General features: G+C 73.5%; 20 protein-coding genes and 4 tRNA genes. 8 read left to right on the top strand and 16 right to left on the bottom strand.

Annotated elements, in window-relative coordinates:
* Positions 1-5 precede the first annotated feature (5 nt).
* Positions 6-293, bottom strand: a complete 288-nt coding sequence (gene secE / locus LPA54_RS11600; RefSeq protein WP_228976525.1) for a preprotein translocase subunit SecE — start codon at positions 291-293, stop codon at positions 6-8.
* A 102-nt stretch (positions 294-395) separates the two neighbouring features.
* Positions 396-468: transfer RNA gene (locus LPA54_RS11595), tRNA-Trp, on the bottom strand.
* Positions 469-919: 451 nt separating this feature from the next.
* Between LPA54_RS11595 and LPA54_RS11590 the strand changes: the two genes are divergently transcribed.
* On the top strand, positions 920-2,146 hold the full coding sequence (locus LPA54_RS11590; RefSeq protein ID WP_228976524.1) for a pyridoxal phosphate-dependent aminotransferase: 1,227 nt from the start codon (positions 920-922) through the stop codon (positions 2,144-2,146).
* Between the two features lie 145 nt (positions 2,147-2,291).
* Positions 2,292-3,314 carry an adenosine deaminase gene (locus LPA54_RS11585; protein WP_228976523.1) on the top strand — a complete coding sequence of 341 codons (1,023 nt, stop codon included), beginning with the start codon at positions 2,292-2,294 and terminating at the stop codon, positions 3,312-3,314.
* Between the two features lie 58 nt (positions 3,315-3,372).
* Here LPA54_RS11585 and LPA54_RS11580 read toward each other — a convergent pair whose 3' ends face one another.
* The 8 genes from LPA54_RS11580 to LPA54_RS11545 all read right to left on the bottom strand — a co-directional run bounded on the left by LPA54_RS11580 (position 3,373) and on the right by LPA54_RS11545 (position 7,936).
* Positions 3,373-4,263, bottom strand: coding sequence for a hypothetical protein (locus LPA54_RS11580; protein ID WP_228976522.1), 891 nt, complete (start codon positions 4,261-4,263; stop codon positions 3,373-3,375).
* Positions 4,260-4,796 (bottom strand): SigE family RNA polymerase sigma factor, encoded by a 537-nt coding sequence (locus LPA54_RS11575; protein ID WP_228976521.1) that lies wholly within the window; start codon positions 4,794-4,796, stop codon positions 4,260-4,262. Before LPA54_RS11575 ends, LPA54_RS11580 begins: the two co-directional genes overlap by 4 nt.
* 326 nt (positions 4,797-5,122) lie before the next feature.
* Entirely contained in the window at positions 5,123-6,178 is a 1,056-nt protein-coding gene (locus LPA54_RS11570) for a UDP-N-acetylmuramate dehydrogenase (RefSeq protein ID WP_228976519.1), read from the bottom strand.
* Between the two features lie 207 nt (positions 6,179-6,385).
* Positions 6,386-6,814, bottom strand: coding sequence for a MaoC family dehydratase (locus tag LPA54_RS11565; RefSeq protein WP_228976517.1), 429 nt, complete (start codon positions 6,812-6,814; stop codon positions 6,386-6,388).
* Positions 6,815-6,822: 8 nt separating this feature from the next.
* A complete protein-coding gene (locus LPA54_RS11560; protein WP_228976514.1) occupies positions 6,823-7,275 on the bottom strand; it encodes a MaoC family dehydratase N-terminal domain-containing protein in 453 nt (150 codons plus the stop codon).
* Positions 7,276-7,488: 213 nt separating this feature from the next.
* Positions 7,489-7,653, bottom strand: a complete 165-nt coding sequence (rpmG, locus tag LPA54_RS11555; RefSeq protein WP_003956487.1) for a 50S ribosomal protein L33 — start codon at positions 7,651-7,653, stop codon at positions 7,489-7,491.
* Between the two features lie 89 nt (positions 7,654-7,742).
* Positions 7,743-7,815 (bottom strand) — tRNA-Met (locus tag LPA54_RS11550).
* 48 nt (positions 7,816-7,863) lie between these two features.
* Positions 7,864-7,936 (bottom strand) — tRNA-Thr (locus LPA54_RS11545).
* A gap of 405 nt (positions 7,937-8,341) precedes the next feature.
* On the opposite strand from LPA54_RS11545, the gene LPA54_RS11540 reads away from it, so the two are divergent.
* On the top strand, positions 8,342-9,574 hold the full coding sequence (locus LPA54_RS11540) for an amidohydrolase family protein (RefSeq protein ID WP_228976512.1): 1,233 nt from the start codon (positions 8,342-8,344) through the stop codon (positions 9,572-9,574).
* 34 nt (positions 9,575-9,608) lie between these two features.
* Positions 9,609-10,265 (top strand): SDR family oxidoreductase, encoded by a 657-nt coding sequence (locus LPA54_RS11535; protein WP_228976509.1) that lies wholly within the window; start codon positions 9,609-9,611, stop codon positions 10,263-10,265.
* 69 nt (positions 10,266-10,334) lie between these two features.
* Here the strand turns inward: LPA54_RS11535 and LPA54_RS11530 are convergent.
* A tRNA-Tyr gene (locus LPA54_RS11530) sits at positions 10,335-10,416 on the bottom strand.
* Between the two features lie 193 nt (positions 10,417-10,609).
* Between LPA54_RS11530 and LPA54_RS11525 the strand changes: the two genes are divergently transcribed.
* From LPA54_RS11525 to LPA54_RS11515, 3 genes are all read left to right on the top strand, one after another.
* Positions 10,610-11,098 (top strand): YajQ family cyclic di-GMP-binding protein, encoded by a 489-nt coding sequence (locus tag LPA54_RS11525; protein ID WP_228976507.1) that lies wholly within the window; start codon positions 10,610-10,612, stop codon positions 11,096-11,098.
* A 151-nt stretch (positions 11,099-11,249) separates the two neighbouring features.
* The gene (locus LPA54_RS11520; RefSeq protein ID WP_228976506.1) at positions 11,250-11,753 is read left to right on the top strand and encodes a methylated-DNA--[protein]-cysteine S-methyltransferase; all 504 of its coding nucleotides are present in this window, start codon (positions 11,250-11,252) and stop codon (positions 11,751-11,753) included.
* A complete protein-coding gene (locus LPA54_RS11515) occupies positions 11,750-12,442 on the top strand; it encodes an alpha-ketoglutarate-dependent dioxygenase AlkB (RefSeq protein ID WP_228976504.1) in 693 nt (230 codons plus the stop codon). The genes LPA54_RS11520 and LPA54_RS11515 overlap by 4 nt, the downstream gene beginning before the upstream one ends.
* A gap of 71 nt (positions 12,443-12,513) precedes the next feature.
* On the opposite strand, the gene LPA54_RS11510 is transcribed toward LPA54_RS11515, so the two are convergent.
* Complete coding sequence (locus tag LPA54_RS11510) at positions 12,514-12,783, bottom strand: GlsB/YeaQ/YmgE family stress response membrane protein (protein ID WP_228976502.1); 270 nt, start codon at positions 12,781-12,783, stop codon at positions 12,514-12,516.
* Between the two features lie 169 nt (positions 12,784-12,952).
* Between LPA54_RS11510 and LPA54_RS11505 the strand changes: the two genes are divergently transcribed.
* A complete protein-coding gene (locus LPA54_RS11505; RefSeq protein WP_228976500.1) occupies positions 12,953-14,209 on the top strand; it encodes an APC family permease in 1,257 nt (418 codons plus the stop codon).
* Between the two features lie 270 nt (positions 14,210-14,479).
* Here the strand turns inward: LPA54_RS11505 and LPA54_RS11500 are convergent, their stop codons facing one another.
* From LPA54_RS11500 to LPA54_RS11485, 4 genes are all read right to left on the bottom strand, one after another.
* Entirely contained in the window at positions 14,480-14,872 is a 393-nt protein-coding gene (locus tag LPA54_RS11500) for a YccF domain-containing protein (protein WP_228976498.1), read from the bottom strand.
* The gene (gene htpX, locus LPA54_RS11495) at positions 14,869-15,732 is read right to left on the bottom strand and encodes a zinc metalloprotease HtpX (RefSeq protein WP_228976495.1); all 864 of its coding nucleotides are present in this window, start codon (positions 15,730-15,732) and stop codon (positions 14,869-14,871) included. Before htpX ends, LPA54_RS11500 begins: the two co-directional genes overlap by 4 nt.
* Positions 15,733-16,053: 321 nt before the next feature.
* A complete protein-coding gene (locus LPA54_RS11490) occupies positions 16,054-17,625 on the bottom strand; it encodes an NADH-quinone oxidoreductase subunit N (RefSeq protein ID WP_228976655.1) in 1,572 nt (523 codons plus the stop codon).
* Positions 17,626-17,666: 41 nt separating this feature from the next.
* Positions 17,667-19,220 carry a NuoM family protein gene (locus LPA54_RS11485; RefSeq protein WP_228976654.1) on the bottom strand — a complete coding sequence of 518 codons (1,554 nt, stop codon included), beginning with the start codon at positions 19,218-19,220 and terminating at the stop codon, positions 17,667-17,669.
* Positions 19,221-19,231: the final 11 nt, after the last annotated feature.

The raw sequence follows: 19,231 nt of genomic DNA, 5'->3' as shown, positions 1-19,231 counted from the left end.
GGGAATCAGCCGAAGACGTACTTGACTGCTTCCTGGAAGCCGAAGTCGATGCCGGTCACCATACCGATCATGATGACGACGAAAATGATGACGACCGTCGTGTACGTGGTCAGCTGGTTCCGGGTCGGCCAGACGACCTTGCGCAGCTCGGCCACGATCTGGCGGTAGAAGAGCGCGAGACGGCCCAGCGGGCCCTTCTTGGCGCGCTTGCCGCCCTTGCGGGTCTTCTTCTTGGACTCCGGCGCTTCGTCCTCAGCATCAGGCATGTCGATGGAGCCTACGGCGTCCGTCACGTATCTCACCTGATTCCGGGTCGGCCGTGCCGCGCCCGGGTGGAGCCGCACGGCGGTGCAATGAAGTACATACCTGCGCACACAACCTGGCGGTGTGTGTAGCAGGGCCGGAGGGACTTGAACCCCCAACCGCTGGTTTTGGAGACCAGTGCTCTACCAATTGAGCTACGACCCTTTGTGGTTCTCCCCCAACCTACCGCATCCGCAGAAGTGCCTCGCGGACCGGTCGGTGAGGGCCAACGAGCAGAGAGTGTACGTGGTCAGCGCCTCCGCGTCGAACAGAAAGCCCCGGCGGGCTGCGCGCCGCCTCCCCCGGTCCGCCGCGCGGGACGTTCCGGCGTCCGCGCGCGGGTCCCACCCGCACCCGCCCGCGCCCGTCCTGGCCCGGCGCCACCCCGGCCTGCCCTGCCCGTCCCCCGTTCGGCCCTCGCCGTGCCGACTGCCGTGCCGGCTGCCGTGCCGACCGCCGCGACGACGGCTCCGCGTCGCCGCCGGGAGCCCGAGCCGGGGCCGGCCGCCGTGGCCCCGCCGGGGCTCCCCTGCCCGGGGACCACGGGCCGGGCACGGACGTCCGGTGGGTGAAACCCGGGCCCTGGCCCCCCACGGGGTCTGGGAGCATGGGCCGCATGAGCGCTGCAACCTCTCCGACCGAGCGCCGGGTCTCCGCCCGCATCGGCGCGATCTCCGAGTCCGCGACCCTCGCCGTCGACGCCAAGGCCAAGGCCCTGAAGGCCGCCGGGCGCCCGGTGATCGGCTTCGGCGCGGGCGAGCCGGACTTCCCGACGCCCGACTACATCGTCGAGGCGGCCGTGGAGGCCTGCCGGAACCCGAAGTACCACCGCTACACCCCGGCCGGCGGCCTGCCGGAGCTGAAGTCCGCGATCGCCGCCAAGACGCTGCGCGACTCCGGCTACGAGGTCGACGCCTCCCAGATCCTGGTGACCAACGGCGGCAAGCAGGCCATCTACGAGGCGTTCGCCGCGATCCTCGACCCGGGTGACGAGGTCATCGTCCCGGCCCCGTACTGGACGACCTACCCCGAGTCGATCCGGCTCGCCGGCGGTGTGCCGGTGGAGGTCGTCGCGGACGAGACGACGGGCTACCGCGTCTCCGTGGAGCAGCTGGAGGCCGCCCGCACGGAGCGGACCAAGGTCGTCCTGTTCGTCTCCCCGTCCAACCCGACCGGCGCCGTCTACTCGCGCGAGGACGCCGAGGCGATCGGCCGCTGGGCCGTCGAGCACGGCCTGTGGGTCCTGACGGACGAGATCTACGAGCACCTGGTGTACGGCGACGCCGCCTTCACCTCGCTGCCGGCGCTCGTGCCCGAGCTGCGGGACAAGTGCGTCGTCGTCAACGGCGTGGCGAAGACGTACGCCATGACCGGCTGGCGCGTGGGGTGGATCGTCGGCCCGAAGGACGTCGTGAAGGCGGCGACGAACCTTCAGTCGCACGCCACGTCGAACGTCTCCAACGTCGCCCAGGTGGCCGCGCTCGCCGCCGTCTCGGGGAACCTCGACGCGGTCGCGGAGATGCGCGAGGCGTTCGACCGGCGCCGCCGCACGATCGTGCGGATGCTCAACGAGATCGACGGCGTGGTCTGCCCCACCCCGGAGGGCGCCTTCTACGCCTACCCGTCGGTGAAGGGGCTGCTGGGCAAGGACATCCGCGGTCAGCGGCCGCAGACGTCCGTCGAGCTGGCGGCGCTGATCCTGGACGAGGTCGAGGTGGCCGTGGTGCCCGGCGAGGCCTTCGGCACCCCGGGGTACCTGCGGCTGTCGTACGCGCTCGGTGACGAGGACCTGGTCGAGGGCGTGTCGCGGATGCAGAAGCTGCTCGCCGAGGCGCGGGACTGAGCAGCGGGACGAAGCGCCGCCCCCGGGTATGGGGCGTCCGCGGGCCCCGGCCGGACCACCGGCCGGGGCCCGTTCTTTCGTTCCCGCCGTACCCGTTCGGAGAAAAGGGCTGTTTCGCGGCGCCGCTCTGCGGCAGGATCCCCGGATGGAGCACGTCCGCGATCTGCAACAGCTGCCGAAGGCCCATCTGCACCTGCACTTCACCGGGTCGATGCGGCCCTCCACCCTCCTGGAGCTCGCCGACAAGTACGGCGTCCACCTGCCGGAGGCCCTGACCGGTGGGGAGCCGCCCCGCTTGCGGGCCACCGACGAGCGGGGCTGGTTCCGCTTCCAGCGGCTGTACGACATCGCCCGGTCCTGTCTGCGGGAGCCGGAGGACATCCGGCGGCTGGTGCGGGAGGCGGCCGAGGAGGACGTGCGGGACGGGTCGGGCTGGCTGGAGATCCAGGTCGACCCGACGTCTTACGCGCCGCGTCTGGGCGGGCTGATCCCGGCGCTGGAGATCATCCTCGACGCGGTGGACGCCGCCTCGCGGGAGACGGGCCTCGGGATGCGGGTACTGGTCGCCGCGAACCGCATGAAGCACCCGTTGGACGCCCGCACCCTGGCCCGGCTGGCGGTGCGGTACGCCGACCGGGGGGTCGTGGGGTTCGGGTTGTCCAACGACGAGCGCCGGGGGATGGCGCGTGACTTCGACCGGGCGTTCGCCATCGCGCGGGAGGGCGGGCTGCTGGCCGTGCCGCACGGCGGCGAGCTGACGGGCCCGGCGTCCGTACGGGACTGCCTCGACGACCTCAAGGCGTCCCGCATCGGTCACGGTGTGCGGGCCGCGGAGGACCCGCGGCTGCTGCGGCGGCTGGCCGAGAAGGGCGTGACCTGCGAGGTGTGCCCGGCGTCGAACGTGGCCCTGGGCGTCTACGAGAAGCCCGAGCAGGTACCGCTGCGGACGCTGTTCGACGCGGGCGTGCCGCTGGCGCTCGGCGCGGACGACCCGCTGCTGTTCGGGGCGCGACTGGCGGACCAGTACGAGTTCGCCCGGCACCACCACGGCTTCGCGGACGCCGAGCTGGCGGAGCTGGCCCGCCAGTCGATCCGCGCCTCGGTCGCCCCGGAGGACGTCCGCGCGAAGCTCCTGTCGGGCGTCGACACCTGGCTCGCGGCGGACTGAGGCACAGCCGGCCGGGGGGCGCCCGGGGCGCCCGTTCCGGCCCCTGCGGTGGGAGGTGTCACGCGCACAGGGGTGGCTGCTCCCCCGGGCCTGCCGGCTCGAAGTCGATCCGAGGAAGCCCGGGCGCCTCGAAGCGCAGCGTGTCCCCGGAAATCCTGGCCAGGCCCGTCACCGTGGTGTGCAGCCCGCTCCCGTCCAGTCCTGTCTCCGCCTGGCGGTCCTGTGGGGTCCTCCACATCCGCCCGTCGAAGGTGGTGTAGCGCAGGCCGCAGTGGACGTACAGGTCGTGTGGGTACCAGGTGCGCTCCCGGGCGTTCTTCGGCGCCTGTTCCAGGACGGGCGGCCGTATCGGGTCCGGCGCGGGCAGGATCGGGCAGTGGCCGCCTCCGGAGACCGACCGGAAGGTCAGTGACGGCCCGGTGCGGTCCGGGCCGGCCGTGAACACCGCAGTGCTCTCGGAGGTCAGCTTCATGAATCCGGGGAGCCGGTCGGAGGGGGAAGCCCCGCGACCTCCCGGGGTGGGGGCGCCGGAGTCCGGCCCTGCGCCGGGCAGGCCGTCACTCGCCCACTTGCGGCCGGCGAACACGGCGAAGCGGTAGTCGCAGCTGCTCACCAGGTCGTACGGGTACTCCACACCGGTCCGGGGCTGGGCCGGCCCCAGCCGCAGCGCCGTGTCCGAACCGTCCTCGCCGGAGCCCTCGACGGCCGCCAGTGAGTCGGAGGGCGGCGGTGCGGACGAGTGGCCGCTTCCCCAGCCCAGGCCCACCGCCGTCCCGCTGACCAGTACGGCGGCCGCGCAGGCCGCGCCCACCGCGGCGCGCCGTCGGTGGCGGGTGCGGCGGGCGTGGGCGAGCACCGTGCCCGTGGGGGGCGCCGCGCCGGTTGCCGCCCCGTCCTTCTCGGCGAGTTCCCGCAGGCCCTGCCGGAGTGCGTCCTCGATGTGACTCATCGTGTGCCCCTTCCCGCGTACTCGGCGAGCGCGCCCGCCGCGCGCAGCCGCTCCAAGGCCCGGTTGGTCCGGCTCTTGACCGTCCCGGGTGAACAGCCGAGCAGTCCGGCCGTCTCCTCCACCGACAGGTCCTCGTAGAAACGGAGCACCACCACGGCGCGCTGCGCGCGGGGCAGGATGTCCAGGGCACGGGCCAGTTCGAGCCGTGCCTCCGCGTCGGCCGCTATGTCCGAGCGGTCCGCGGCCGCCACCGTCCCCTCGCCGCCGGGGTGGGCGGTCTCGGTGTGCCAGCGGCGGCGGCGCCAGGTCGCGTACAGGTTGACGACGGTCTTGCGCGCGTACGCCTGCGGGGAGTCCCAAACGGCGGAGCGGCCCCACCGCAGGTACACCTTCACGAGCGCGGCCTGCACCAGGTCCTCCGCCGCGTGCCGGTCACCTGTCAGGAGGCGGGCGGTGCGCAGCAGAGAGGCGTACGACGCCTCGGTGAACCGTGTGAAGTCCTCGTCGTGTTCCGGGGATGTTCCCGTCCTCACCGGATGCCCCCCTCGGCCGGCGTGCGGTGGCCCTCGTGCTCGCTCGCCGCGGGACCCTGTCACTCACTCGACAACCTGGGGGTCCGGCGGGGTTCCATCGGATTCCGGCCGCCGTGCGAGCAGCCGGGCAGGGCGGGACGGGTGGCGGCGGGCGCGGGGGACGGTGGGGCGGGGCGGTGAGGGCGGGGAGTGCGTCGACGCTCCGGCAGGGCCAGTGCCCCGGGCGGGCCGGCACCTGGGCGGGCCTGGGACTGGGCGGGCCGGGACCTGGGCGGGCCTGGGCCCGGGCCCCGGCCCAGAGGCCCAGACCGGGCGGAAGGTCCGCGTCAGAGACTGACGCCGACCGTCACCGGCTCGTTGACGAGGGTGACGCCGAACGCGTCCCGTACGCCCGCGACGACCTCGCGGGCGAGGGCGAGCAGGTCCTCGGTGGTGGCCTGGCCGCGGTTGGTGAGGGCCAGGGTGTGCTTGGTGGAGATGCGGGCGGGCCCCGCGCCGTACCCCTTGGTGAATCCGGCCCGGTCGATCAGCCAGGCGGCGGAGGTCTTGGTGCGGCCGTCGCCCGCCGGGTAGGCCGGCGGGGTGACGTCCGGTCCGAGGCGGTCGCGCACGCGGTCCAGGAAGGCGGCGTACGCGGTGTCGTCGAGGATCGGGTTGGTGAAGAAGGAACCGGCGGACCACGTGTCGTGGTCGTCGGGGTCGAGGACCATGCCCTTGCCCGCGCGCAGGGCGAGGACGGTCTCGCGGGCGGCGGCGAGGGGTACCCGGTCGCCCGGCTCGACGCCGAGGACGCGCGCCGTCTCCGCGTACCGGATCGGGGCGCTCAGCCCCCGCGCGTCCTCCAGCTCGAACCGGACGCGCAGGACGACGAAGCGGTCCGGGTCGGCCTTGAAGCGGCTGTGCCGGTAGGAGAAGTCGCACGCGGCGTTGGGGAGCGTGACGACCTCCTCGGAGCGGCGGTCGTACGCCACGACCTCGGTGAGGGTGGTGGCGACCTCCTGGCCGTACGCCCCGACGTTCTGGATGGGCGTGGCGCCGGCGGAGCCGGGGATGCCGGCCAGGCACTCGACGCCGGCGAGCCCGGCCTCCACGGTGCGGGCGACGGCGTCGGTCCAGACCTCCCCCGCGGCGAGCTCCAGGCGGGTGCCGTCGAGGGTGAGGCCGCGGGTCGCGACGCGCAGGGCGGTGCCGTCGAAGCCCTTGTCGCCGATGACCAGGTTGGATCCGCCGCCGATGACCAGCAGCGGCGTACCGGACCGGTCGGCTTCGCGCACGGCGGCGACGACGTCGTCATCCGTGGTGGCCGTGAGCAGCCGCGCTGCGGGGCCGCCGAGCCGGAACGTGGTCAGGGGGGCGAGGGGAGCGTCGTGGAGTTCCTGCACGCGCCCAGCCTACGGGCCCCGCCCCATGGCCCCGGCCGCCACCCGCCGACGGCGGCAGACCCGCCCCGGCGGCCGTACGGGCGGCGGCGGGGCGTCACGCTCAGGCGCGGCGCCCCGCCCGTATGCCTGCCCGTGTGCCTGCCGGGTGGCGGTCCACCACCAGGCAGGCGCACGGCCGGGCGGCAGGGCCAGTCGGCGGTCGCCGCGTCAGGCGAGCTGCACCACCGCGCGGGACATGCCGAGGACCTTCTGGCCCGCGCTGGTGGCGGTGAGGTCGACGCGGACCCGGCCGTCGTCCAGCTTGGCGGCGACCTTCGCGCTGACCTCGATCAGGGCGCCCTGATCGTCGTCGGGCACGATGACCGGCTTGGTGAAGCGGACGCCGTACTCGACGACCGCGGCGGGGTCGCCGACCCAGTCGGTGACGACGCGTACGGCCGCGGCCATCGTGAACATGCCGTGCGCGATGACGTCCGGCAGGCCGACCTCGCGGGCGAACCGCTCGTTCCAGTGGATGGGGTTGAAGTCCCCGGAGGCGCCCGCGTACCGCACCAGTGTGGCGCGAGTCACCGGGAAGCTCTGGGGCGGCAGCTCGGTGCCGACCTCGACCTCGTCGAAAGCGATCTTCGCGGTCATGATGTTCCTCACGCCTCCTCGGCGGCGCGCGCCACGAGCTTCGTCCAAGCGGTCACGACGTGCTCGCCGGCCTCGTCGTGCACCTCGCCCCGGATGTCGAGGATGTCGTTGCCCGCGAGGGACTTGACCGCCTCGATGGTGGAGGTGACCGACAGGCGGTCCCCGGCGCGTACGGGACGGCTGTACGCGAACTTCTGGTCTCCGTGCACGACCCGGCTGTAGTCGAGCCCCAGCTGCGGGTCGGCGATGACCTGGCCGGCCGCCTTGAACGTGATGGCGAACACGAAGGTCGGCGGGGCGATCACGTCGGGGTGTCCGAGCGCCTTCGCGGCGTCCGTGTCGGTGTAGGCCGGGTTCGCGTCGCCGACGGCCTCGGCGAATTCGCGGATCTTCTCCCGGCCGACCTCGTACGGCGTGGTGGGCGGGTAGCTCCGCCCGACGAAGGACTGGTCGAGCGCCATGGACGCGTTACCTCCTGCGGTCCTGTCCGGGTGCCGGCCGCGGTGCCGGCTCGGTGTGATTGCGGTGCGGTATTACGGGTCGGCGGTGCGGTTGCTCCGCGCTGCCGACCGGTGCGTGGTCGTGCTGTCGTGCGTGGTCATGCGTGGTCGTGCAGGGAGGGAAACGACACGAGGCCGCCCCCGATGGGGACGGCCTCGTGTACGAGCCTGTTTCTAGCGCGTTTCGCGGTGCGCAGTGTGCGAGTTGCAGCGCGGGCAGTGCTTCTTCATCTCAAGACGGTCCGGGTTGTTACGCCGGTTCTTCTTGGTGATGTAGTTCCGCTCCTTGCACTCCACGCAGGCCAGCGTGATCTTCGGGCGGACGTCGGTGGCAGCCACGTGAGTGCTCCTTGACGGACGGATGGACGGATGGAACGCAGAAAAGAGTAGCCGATCGAAGGACCGACCCCACAATCGGCTACTGGGAGTAGCGGTGACCGGACTTGAACCGGTGACACAGCGATTATGAGCCGCTTGCTCTACCGACTGAGCTACACCGCTTTGATGTATGGATCACCTCACCCGAAGGTGAGGATCTCCCCACACCAGAGCCCCAATACGGAATCGAACCGTAGACCTTCTCCTTACCATGGAGACGCTCTACCGACTGAGCTATTGGGGCGAGCGATGAAGACATTACACGGTCGGTGGCCGTTCACCCAAATCCGTTTCCCGGCCCCCTGCCCGGGTCCGGAACGGGCCGGCCGCGGCCCGGTTCGCCCGGAGCCGTCCGCACCGCCACGAGGCCCGCGGCGGGTCCGCCCCAAGGCCCGCCACCAGCCCGCCGGGGAGCCCTCCGCCCCCACTCCGCACCTGGCCCGCCCCGCGGGCACCCCAAGGCGCTCCAGCCCCGCTCCGCACTCCGTACCGGCGCCTCGTACGCCACGCGTACCCCACGCCGGTACGACTATTGCGCTCCTCCTCGAAGGCCGGACGGCGGCGTCCTAGGCTCGCCTCACGCTGCGCGACCGCCTCCTCGCCCCACGTCACCGCCCGCACCACCACCTGTCACTCCCCCAGGAGCCCGATGTCCTCCGACAGCCAGCAGCCGCGGCCGCCCGAGGGCGCCACCACCGACACGACCACGCTGCTGCTGTGCGGCGCGCGCCTCACCGACGGGCGGACCGTCGACGTACGGCTCAGCAGCGGGCGCATCGAGGCCGTCGGTACCCCCGGCAGCCTCGGCGCGCACGGCGCCCGCGTGGACCTCGCCGGCTACCTCCTGCTGCCGGCCCCCGCGGAAGCGCACGCGCACGCCGACACGGCCCTCAGCGGTGATGTCCCCGGCCCCGTCCCGTACGCCGCGGAGGACGTCCAGCGGCGCGCCACGGAGGCGACGCTGCTCCAGCTGGGGCACGGGGCGACGGCGCTGCGCGCGCACGTCAGGATCGGCGACGTGCAGGGCCTGGCCTCGCTGGAGGCGGTACTGCAGGCGCGGCGTTCGCTGCGCGGCCTGGCCGACCTGGCGGCCGTCGCGGTGCCCCGGCTGCTGACCGGGGTGGCGGGCGCGGACGGCCTGGCGATGCTGCGCGACGCCGTGAAGATGGGCGCGTCGGTCGTCGGCGGCTGCCCGGACCTGGACCCGGACCCGGCGGGGTACGTGGAAGCCGTACTGGAGGTGGCGGCGGAGCACGGCTGCCCGGTCGACCTGCACACGGACGGGGACGATCCGGCGCGGCTGGCCCGGCTGGCGGCGATGGCGGGCGGGCTGCGGCCCGGGGTGTCGATCGGGCCGTGCGGCGCCCTGTCGCGCCTGCCGGGGGACGCCCGCGCGCGGGTGGCGGACCAGTTGGCGGCGGCCGGGGTGACGGTGGTGTGCCTGCCGCAGGGCGGCTGCTCGGGTACGGAGCTGCGCGGGGCCGCGCCGGTGCGGCTGCTGCGGTCGGCGGGGGTGCGGATCGCCGCGGGCAGCGGCGCCCTGCGCGACGTGGCGAACCCCGTGGGCCGCGGCGATCCGCTGGAGGCCGCGTACCTGCTGGTGTCGCAGGGCGGGCTGCGCCCGGCGGAGGCGTACGGCGCCGTCAGCGAGGCGGCCCGGGAGGCGATGGGGCTGCCGGCGGTACGGGTGGAGGCCGGGTTCCCCGCGGAGCTGCTGGCGGTGCGCGGGGAGCGGCTGGCGGGGGTGCTCTCCCTCGCGTACAGCCGGATCGTCGTGCACCGGGGGCGGGTCGTGGCCCGGACGAGCGCGGTGCGCGAGTACTGCGACTCGGCAGCCGCCCTGGAACTGCCGCGCCAGGCCCGGCCGGACGCGCCCCCGTGAGCGTTCCGCGCTCCGGCGCCGTACGGTCGTGAGCATGCGTATCGTCATCGCTGGAGGACACGGTCGGATCGCGCGGCGCCTGGAGCGCCTGCTGGCGGCGGCCGGGCACGAGGTCGCGGGCATCATCCGCAAACCGGAACAGGCCGACGCCCTACGGGAGGCGGGCGCCGAACCGGTCGTCCTGGACATGGAGTCGGCGTCCCTGGAGATGGTCGCCGCGGTCCTGCAGGGCGCCGGCGCGGCGGTCTTCGCGGCGGGCGCCGGCCCGGGCAGCGGCGCGGACCGCAAGGAGACCGTGGACCGGGACGCGGCGGTCCTGTTCGCCGACGCGGCGCAGCGGGCGGGGGTGCGGCGGCTCGTTGTGGTGTCCAGCATGGGCGCCGACCCGGACCACCCGGGCGACGAGGTCTTCGACGCGTACCTGCGCGCCAAGGGCGCCGCCGACGCGCACGTCCGCGGCAAGCCGGACCTGGACTGGACGATCCTGCGCCCCGGCATGCTCACCGACGACGCCGGCACGGGGCTGGTCCGGCTGGAGGCCTCCACCGGCCGCGGCCCGATCCCCCGCGACGACGTGGCGGCGACCATCGCCGAACTCCTCGACACCCCGGGCACCGCGGGCCTGACCCTGGAACTGATCAGCGGCTCGACCCCGATCACGGTCGCGACAAAGGCCGTGGCCGGCAACTGACGCCCTGACATCCGGTACGACAAAACCCCCGTCGCTCTGCGTTCCAGCAGAGCGACGGGGGTCATCGCGTGGCGGCGCCAGGATTCGAACCTGGGTAGGCTAAGCCGACGGATTTACAGTCCGCTCCCATTGGCCACTCGGGCACACCGCCATGTGATGTCGCCCTGGCGCCTCGCCTCTCGGCGGTGCTCCCTGGCAACGACGTAAACGATACCTGATCCCGGGGGGTGGTTCGCCACCGATTTCGATCAGTACGTGGGACGGGTGGGGGTGGCTAGGCTTGGGGTGGCGGTCGGCGCTGGGCCGCCGCCCTCCCAACCACCCGACGCAAGGAGCCACAGGACATGGCCGACTCCAGTTTCGACATCGTCTCGAAGGTCGAGCGGCAGGAGGTCGACAACGCCCTCAACCAGGCGGCGAAGGAGATCTCCCAGCGCTACGACTTCAAGAACGTCGGCGCGTCGATCTCCTGGTCCGGCGAGAAGATCCTGATGCAGGCGAACTCCGAGGACCGGGTCAAGGCGATCCTGGACGTCTTCGAGACCAAGCTGGTCAAGCGCGGGATCTCGCTGAAGTCGCTGGAGACGGGCGAGCCGCAGCTCTCCGGCAAGGAGTACAAGATCTTCGCGACGATCCAGGAGGGCATCTCCCAGGACAACGCCAAGAAGGTGGCGAAGATCATCCGCGATGAGGGCCCCAAGGGTGTCAAGGCGCAGGTGCAGGGCGAGGAGCTGCGGGTCAGTTCGAAGAGCCGGGACGACCTGCAGACCGTGATCGCGCTGTTGAAGGGCAAGGACTTCGACTTCGCGCTCCAGTTTGTGAACTACCGCTGACGCGGGCGGTCTTCGGGGCGGGACGGGGGCGGACGCGGCCAGTGGCCGGTCCGCCCCCGCCTCGTCGCGGGGTGCGGTGCCTGGTGTCGGATTTCCGCCAGCGGCGGGCGGGCGGCGCGGAGCAGACTGGTGGGGAGAGAAAGGACCGACCATGACGGTGTACGCGCGCGTCGAGGGGCCGCTGGGTGCCATGTTGCTGGTGGGTGAGGAGACCGGGGACGGCGCTGTCGCGTTGGCCTCGCTGTCCCTGCCGGAGCAGAAGGGCGCGGTGGCCGTGCGCGAGGAGTGGCGGCACGCGCCGGGGGCGTTCGAGCGGGTCGTGGCGCAGTTGGAGGAGTACTTCGCGGGGCGCCGCCGGGTGTTCGACGTGCCGTTGGCGGCCGGCGGGGTCGGCAGCGAGTTCCAGCGGCGTGTGTGGCGGGCGCTGGAGGACATCCCGTACGGTGCCACCGCCTCGTACGGGGAGGTCGCGGCGCGGGTGGGGGTCTCCGGGGCCGGGGTTCGGGCCGTGGGGACGGCGATCGGACGCAACCCGCTGCTGGTGGTGCGGCCCTGTCACCGGGTGATCGGGGCGGACGGTTCGCTGCGCGGGTACGCGGCCGGCCCGGAGCGCAAGGAGCGCCTCCTCGGCATCGAGGGCGCGCTGGTCCGGTGACGCAGGCGCTGTTCCCGCTGGGCCGGGGCCGTGCCGAGGTGGCGCCGGGCGCGGTGCACGTGCCGGGGTGGCTGTCGGCGGGGCGCCGGCGGGAGCTGGTGGAGGCGTGCCGGGAGTGGGCGCGCGGCCCTGTGCCGCTGCGGCACACGGCTCTGCCGGGCGGCGGGGTGATGTCGGTGCGGACCGTGTGCCTGGGCTGGCACTGGCTGCCGTACCGGTACTCGCGGACCGCGGACGACGTGAACGGCGCGCCGGTGGCGCCCTTCCCCGGTTGGCTCGCGGACCTGGGGCGGGAGGCGGTGGCCGCCGCCTTCGGGGAGGCGGCGGAGGCGGAGGTCGGGGTGCGTGCCGATCGGTACGCGCCTGACGCGGCGCTGGTGAACTTCTACGACGGGGACGCCCGGATGGGCATGCACCAGGACCGCGAAGAGCGTTCCTCCGCGCCGGTGGTGTCCCTGAGCATCGGCGACAGTTGCCTGTTCCGGTGGGGGAACACGGAGTCGCGGGGGCGGCCCTACACCGATGTGCTGCTGGAGTCGGGGGACCTCTTCGTCTTCGGCGGGCCGTCGCGGTACGCGTACCACGGGGTGCCGAAGGTCTACCCGGGCACCGGTGATCCGGGGACGGGGATGCGGGCGGGGCGGTTGAACCTCACCTTGAGGGAGACGGGCCTGCCCGCGGAGGGGTGAGGTCAGCCCCGCGGGGGGGGTGAGGGTCAGCCCCGCGGGGGTTCAGGGTCAGCCCCGCGGGGGGTTCAGGGTCAGCGGGGCCTGGAGTGGCCGAACAGGATGCGGTAGGCGATCAGCAGGACCAGGGAGCCGCCGATGGCCGCGAGCCAGGTCGCGCCGTCGTAGAAGTCGTTGCTGATCGGCCGGTCGAGGAAGCGGGCCGATATCCAGCCGCCGGTGAACGCGCCGGTGATGCCGATGAGGGTCGTGCCGATCAGGCCGCCCGGGTCGCGGCCGGGGAGCAGGACCTTGGCGATGACGCCGGCGAGGAGGCCCAGGACGATCCAGCTGATGACGCTCACGCGGTGTTCCTTCCGTCGGGGCCGTGGGGCAGTGGGGTTGGTTGTCGCGGCCAGGGGGCTGTCGGGGGCGCCGTTTCGTGCGTGCGGTCCGTACGGTTCGCGCGGTGTCTCTGTGGTGGGGGACGCCGGTGCGGGCCGGGTGGTTGCGCTGGTCAGTAGGGTGCGGCGCATGGCACACACTCTGCAGCGGTCGCTCGGGCTCTTCGACGCGGTGGTCGTCGGTGTGGGCTCCATGGTGGGCGCCGGGGTCTTCGCGGCGCTGGGGCCGGCGGCGCGGGCCGCCGGGGGCGGGCTGCTCCTGGGTCTGGCGCTCGCCGCAGCCGTCGCGTACTGCAACGCGATGGCCTCTGCGCGCCTGGCCGCGCGCTACCCGGCGTCGGGCGGCACGTACGTCTACGGGCGGGAGCGGCTGGGTCCTTTCTGGGGGTACCTGGCGGGGTGGGCGTTCGTCGTGGGGAAGACGGCGTCGTGCGCGGCGATGGCACTGACGGTGGGTGTGTACCTGTGGCCGGGGCAGGCGCACGCGGTGGCGGTGGCGGCGGTCGTGGCGCTGACGGCCGTCAACTACGGCGGGGTGCAGAAGTCGGCGCTGGCGACGCGGTGGATCGTGGCGGTGGTGCTGGCCGTGCTGGCCGCCGTCGTGGTGGCCTCCCTCGGTTCGGGCGCTGCGGACCTCGGCCGGCTGGAGCCGGGGACCGACGTCTCGGTGGGCGGGGTGGTGGAGGCGGCGGGGCTGCTGTTCTTCGCGTTCGCCGGGTACGCCAGGATCGCGACGCTCGGCGAGGAGGTGCGCGACCCCGGGCGGACGATCCCGCGGGCGGTCCCGCTGGCGTTGGGGATCGTGCTGGTCGTGTACGCGTGCGTGGCGGTGTCCGTCCTCTCCGTACTGGGGGCGAGTGGCGTGGCCGGGTCCTCGGCGCCCGTGGCCGACGCGGTGCGCGCGGCCGGAGCCGAGGAGTTGGTGCCGGTGGTGCGGGTGGGGGCGGCGGTGGCGGCGCTCGGCTCGCTGCTGGCGCTGGTCCTCGGGGTGTCCCGGACGACCTTGGCCATGGCGCGCGACGGGCACCTGCCGCGGGGGCTCGCCGCCGTCCACCCGCGCTTCCGGGTGCCGCACCGCGCTGAGCTCGCGGTGGGTGCGATCGTCGCGGTGGTGGCGGCGACCGCCGACCTGCGGGCCGTGATCGGCTTCTCCTCCTTCGGTGTGCTCGTGTATTACGCGGTCGCCAACGCTTCGGCGTGGACGCTCGTGGCGGGGGCGTCCCGGGTGCGCCTGCTCGCGGTGGGAGGGCTCGTGGGGTGCCTGGTCCTGGCGTTCTCCCTGCCGCTCGGCACGGTGCTGGCGGGCGCGGCCGTGCTGGCGGTCGGGGCTCTGCTGTACGCGGCGCGGGCGGGCGTCGGCGGGCAGCGGGACCGCTGGGGGATGTGACGGCGGGCCGGGTGTCACGCGCGGGTGCGTATACGGGTGCCGTCGTGGCCGGTGCGTGGGCGGGTGGCGAGGTGGCGGGGGCGGAGGCGGAGCGGTCCGGCGGCGGGGCGGGCTTCGGGCGCGCGCATGGCTCCGGATGCGGCCCCGGGTGCGGGCCTGGCCCCCGGCGCGGTGGGGCGAGACCCCGTACGTCGTGACGCTGCGTAGTCGGTCATGGCTTCATGGTGCCGCATCGTGCCGACAACCGTCACAGCCTGTGGATAACCGCGGTCAGCGCGCCGCGAACGGCTGGTCGCTGGAGACGACGTCCTTGCCGAGCGGCAGCAGGGACACCGGGATCAGCTTGAAGTTCGCGATGCCGAGTGGGATGCCGATGATCGTCACGCACAGGGCGACGCCGGTGACGATGTGGCCGAGGGCCAGCCACCAGCCGGCCAGGACCAGCCACAGGACGTTGCCGACGAAGGAGGGCGCGCCCGCGCCCCGCCGGTCGACGACGGTGCGACCGAACGGCCAGAGCGCGTAGCCGCCGATGCGGAAGGCGGCGACGCCGAACGGGATGCCGATGATCGTGACGCAGAGCAGCAGACCGGCCGCCACGTAACCGAGGAAGAGCCAGAAGCCGCTGAGTACCAGCCAGATGAGGTTGAGGATCGTCTTCACGGGCGATGGCCTGCCATCTGTTCGAGCCGGGCGATGCGTTCCGCCATCGGCGGGTGGGTGGAGAACATGCGGGACATGCCCTGTCCGGGCCGGAAGGGGTTGGCGATCATCATGTGGCTCGCCGTCTCGATCCGCGGTTCGGGGGGCAGGGGCAGCCGCTGCGTACCGGCCTCCAGCTTCCGCAGGGCGGCGGCGAGGGCGAGCGGGTCGCCGGTGAGCCTGGCGCCGGACGCGTCCGCCTCGTACTCGCGGGAGCGGCTGACCGCCAGCTGGATGACCGAGGCGGCGAGCGGCCCCAGGATCATGATCAGCAGCATGCCGAGAAGGCCGGGGCCCTCCTCGTCGTCGGAGCGGCCGATCGGGATGAGCCAGGCGAAGTTCACCAGGAACACGATCACGGAGGCGAGCGCTCCGGCGACCGACGAGATGAGGATGTCCCGGTTGTAGACGTGGCTCAGCTCGTGTCCGATGACCCCGCGGAGTTCCCGCTCGTCCAGGAGGCGCAGGATGCCCTCGGTGCAGCAGACGGCGGCGTTGCGGGGGTTGCGGCCCGTCGCGAAGGCGTTGGGCGCCTGGGTCGGGGAGATGTACAGCCTCGGCATCGGCTGCCGGGCCTGGGTGGACAGCTCGCGGACCATCCGGTACAGCTGCGGCGCCTCGAACTCGCTGACCGGCCGGGCCCGCATCGCGCGCAGGGCGATCCTGTCGCTGTTCCAGTAGGCGTACGCGTTCGTTCCGAGAGCGACGAGGACGGCGACGACCAGGCCCGTGCGCCCGAAGAAGCTGCCGATCAGGACGATGATCGCGGACAGTCCTCCGAGGAGTACGGCGGTCCTCAGCCCGTTGTGCCGGCGGTGCACGGTACGCCCTCCAAGTGGTGCGGTAGGGGAACCTTTCGCTGGTGTTGCCCCACTGTCCAGTGGACCCTCCCGTACTGGTCAACGCGAGGCGGGAGTGGCTGGTTCCCTTGCGCGCGCCGGGTCGGGCGCTGCGCCGGACGGGTGACGGGACACGACGCGGCCGACGGGGTGGGGCACTACTGGGCCGGGGGCACGGCAAGGCCGTGGGCACGGCAAGGCCGTGGGCACGGCAAGGCCGTGGGCACGGCAGGGCCGGGTGGGGCGGAGGAGAGCGGAGGGCAGGCGGGCCCGGCCCCGGTCGGTCGGGGCCGGGCGGGAGGGTCAGAAGAGCGTGGTGGCCGCGAAGCGGAGCACCGGCTGCGGGTAGCCAGAGAGCAGCAGGCCACCGACGGCTGTCAGTGCGACAGCCGCGGTGAGGGTGGCGGGCGCCCGGTGCCGGACCGGGGCCTGCGCCCCGTCGGGGACGGCGTCCGGGGCCCGGAAGAGGACGGCGGTCCAGCGCAGGTAGTAGACGAGCGCGATGACGACGTTGACGCCCATCACGACGGCCAGCCAGCCGAGGCCCGCGTCGACGGCCGCGGAGAAGACGACGACCTTGGCGAACAGGCCGATGACGCCCGGCGGGAGGCCGGCCAGGCACAGCAGGAAGAAGCCCATGGCCAGGGCGGTCACCGGGCGGGACGCGTACAGGCCCCGGTAGTCGGCGATCCGGTTGGCCGGGTGGGTGCGGGCGACGACGGCGGCGACCGCGAAGGCCCCGAGGTTCACGACGGCGTACACCAGCGCGTAGGCGACGGTGGCGCCGACCTGGTCGTCGCTGGAGTACGCGGCGGCGGCGATCGGCACCAGGAGGTAGCCGGCCTGCCCGACGGACGACCAGGCGAGGAGCCGTACCGCGCTGAACGCGCGCGTGGAGACCTGCCGCAGCGCGGCGACGTTGCCGACGGTCATGGTCAGGGCGGCCAGCACGGCGAGCGCCGGACCCCACACGTCGGCGTACGACGGGAAGGCGACGACGGTCACCAGGACGAGGCCGGTGAAGCCGACCGCCTTGCCGACCACGGACAGGTACGCGGCGACGGGCAGGGGGGCGCCGACGTAGGTGTCGGGCACCCAGAAGTGGAACGGAGCGGCGGCCGTCTTGAAGGCGAAGCCGACGAGCGTGAGGGCGACGCCCGCCTTCGCGAGCGTACCGAGCTGCGCGGGGACGTCGTCGAGCTGCGCGGAGATCTCCGTCAGGTGGAGGGTGCCGGTGGCGGCGTACACGAAGCTCACGCCGAGGAGGGTGACGGCGGTCGCCGTGACCGAGGAGAGGAAGAACTTCAGCGCGGCCTCCCCCGACATGCGGTCGCCGCGCTTCAGGCCGACCAGCGCGAAGGCCGGGAGGGAGGCCACCTCCAGGGCCACGACGAGGGTCGCCAGGTCGCGTGAGGCGGGCAGGAGGGCCGCGCCGGCCGCGGAGGACAGCAGCAGGAACCAGTACTCGCCGGCCGGGAGTTCGTCCCTGGTGAGCGTGGCGGACAGGAGCGCCGTGAGGAGGGCCCCGCCGAGGACGAGGAGCTGGATCGCCAGCGTGAAGTGGTCGGCGGTGTAACTGCAGGCGCCCGGGGCCGCGGTCAGGCAGAAGGTGGAGCGGTCGCCCGCGCGGAGCGGTACGAGCGTGGCGAGCGCGGCGGCGAGGCCGGCGATCGCCGCCCAGGCGAGGACGGGCTTGCGCCGCGCCGGGAGGAACAGGTCGGCGACGAGGACGGCGAGGCCGACGACGGCGACGAGGGTCGGCGGCGCGATGGCCACCCAGTCGACGGCCTGGACGACGTCGGCGGCGGGCGCGGCGGTCGGCCCGGCGAGGTCGGCCGCGGTCGCGGGTGCGCCGGTGACGGCCGGGGCGGTCACGGGCGGGCCGGCGGCGGCTGCGGCGGTCACGGCTGCGGCGGTCACGACTTGCCTCCTGCGAGAAGCTGCTGCACGGCCGGGTCGGTGAGGCCGAGGAGGACCGCGGGCCAGAGCCCGGCGAGGACGGTGAGGGCGGCCAGCGGGGTCCACGCGGCGAACTCGTGGCCCCGGACGTCGGCGACCGCGGGCTGGTCGGCGGTGGGCGGGGCGCCCATGCAGACGCGGCGCACGACGACGAGCAGGTACGCGGCGGTGAGCAGCGTGCCGAAGCAGGCGACGGCCGTGCAGGCGAGGAACGCGGGCCGGCTGAGGCCCTCGGCGGGCTGGAACGCGCCGAACATCGCGAGCATCTCGCCCCAGAAGCCGGCCAGTCCGGGCAGTCCGAGGGAGGCGACGGCGGCGAAGGCGAGGAGGCCGCCGAGGCGGGGCGCGCGGCCGTACAGCGCGGCGCCGGTCGCGCCGGCGAGGGTGTCGAGGTCCGCGGTGCCGAAGCGGTCCTTCACCGCGCCGACGAGGAAGAAGAGGAGGCCGGTGATCAGGCCGTGGGCGATGTTGGCGAAGAGCGCGCCGTTGACCCCGGTGGGGGTCATGCTGGCGATGCCGAGGAGCACGAAGCCCATGTGGCCGACGGAGGAGTAGGCGATGAGGCGCTTCAGGTCCCCCCGCGCGCCGCTCCTGGCGAGCGCGAGGCAGGCGAGCGACCCGTAGATGATCCCGGCGACGGCGAAGGCTGCGAGGTACGGGGCGAAGACGTGCATGCCGTCGGGCGCGATCGGCAGGACGATCCGGACGAACCCGTACGTGCCCATCTTGAGCAGGACGCCGGCGAGGAGGACCGAGCCGACGGTCGGCGCGGCGGTGTGCGCGTCCGGCAGCCAGCTGTGCAGCGGCCACATCGGCGTCTTCACCGCGAGCCCCACGCCGATCGCGAGGACCGCGATGACCTGCAGCGGCGTGCTCAGTCCGCGGCCGTTGTCAGTGGCGAGTGCCACCATGTCGAACGTGCCCGCCTTCAGCCCGACGAGGAGCAGGCCGAGCAGCATGACGACCGAGCCGAGGAGGGTGAAGAGGATGAACTTCCAGGCGGCCGCCTGTCGGCCCTCGCCGCCCCAGCGGGCGATGAGGAAGTACATCGGGATGAGCACCATCTCGAAGGCGAGGAAGAACAGCAGCAGGTCCAGGACGGCGAAGGTGGCGAGGGTGCCGGCCTCCAGGACGAGCAGCAGCGCGACGAAGGCCTTCGGGGAGGGGCCCGCGGGGGGCTTGGCGTAGCTGTACAGCGCGCAGAGGAAGGTCAGCAGCGCGGTCAGGACCAGGAGGGGGAGGGAGATGCCGTCGACACCGAGGTGGATCCGCACGTCAAGCGCGGGGATCCAGCTGATGTCCGTCGTGGCCTGCATCCTCGACGCGTGGGCGTGGTCGAACCCGATCGTCAGGGCGATGGCGGCGGCGAGGACCGCGCCGGTGACGGTCACGCCGTGGCGGAGGACGGCCTGGTCGGGTGACGTGCCCCTGAGCCCGGGCGGGGCCGGCAGGAGGGCCGCGACGGCGCCGAGGAGGGGCGCGGCGACGATGAACGCCAGGAGGAACTGCATCACGGACTCGC

Source organism: Streptomyces sp. DH12, assembly GCF_020873895.1.
Taxonomy (GTDB): domain Bacteria; phylum Actinomycetota; class Actinomycetes; order Streptomycetales; family Streptomycetaceae; genus Streptomyces.
Note: the sequence above shows the minus strand (reverse complement) of the source record. Positions and strands in the feature narration are given on the sequence as shown.

What these genes read in the sequence shown, in the direction of transcription:
- LPA54_RS11590 (WP_228976524.1), top strand. Translation starts at nt 920, where the DNA reads ATGAGCGCTGCAACCTCTCCGACCGAGCGCCGGGTCTCCGCCCGCATC.
- LPA54_RS11585 (WP_228976523.1), top strand. Translation starts at nt 2,292, where the DNA reads ATGGAGCACGTCCGCGATCTGCAACAGCTGCCGAAGGCCCATCTGCAC.
- LPA54_RS11580 (WP_228976522.1), bottom strand. Translation starts at nt 4,263, where the DNA reads ATGAGTCACATCGAGGACGCACTCCGGCAGGGCCTGCGGGAACTCGCC.
- LPA54_RS11565 (WP_228976517.1), bottom strand. Translation starts at nt 6,814, where the DNA reads ATGACCGCGAAGATCGCTTTCGACGAGGTCGAGGTCGGCACCGAGCTG.
- LPA54_RS11560 (WP_228976514.1), bottom strand. Translation starts at nt 7,275, where the DNA reads ATGGCGCTCGACCAGTCCTTCGTCGGGCGGAGCTACCCGCCCACCACG.
- LPA54_RS11540 (WP_228976512.1), top strand. Translation starts at nt 8,342, where the DNA reads ATGTCCTCCGACAGCCAGCAGCCGCGGCCGCCCGAGGGCGCCACCACC.
- LPA54_RS11535 (WP_228976509.1), top strand. Translation starts at nt 9,609, where the DNA reads ATGCGTATCGTCATCGCTGGAGGACACGGTCGGATCGCGCGGCGCCTG.
- LPA54_RS11525 (WP_228976507.1), top strand. Translation starts at nt 10,610, where the DNA reads ATGGCCGACTCCAGTTTCGACATCGTCTCGAAGGTCGAGCGGCAGGAG.
- LPA54_RS11520 (WP_228976506.1), top strand. Translation starts at nt 11,250, where the DNA reads ATGACGGTGTACGCGCGCGTCGAGGGGCCGCTGGGTGCCATGTTGCTG.
- LPA54_RS11505 (WP_228976500.1), top strand. Translation starts at nt 12,953, where the DNA reads ATGGCACACACTCTGCAGCGGTCGCTCGGGCTCTTCGACGCGGTGGTC.
- LPA54_RS11485 (WP_228976654.1), bottom strand. Translation starts at nt 19,220, where the DNA reads ATGCAGTTCCTCCTGGCGTTCATCGTCGCCGCGCCCCTCCTCGGCGCC.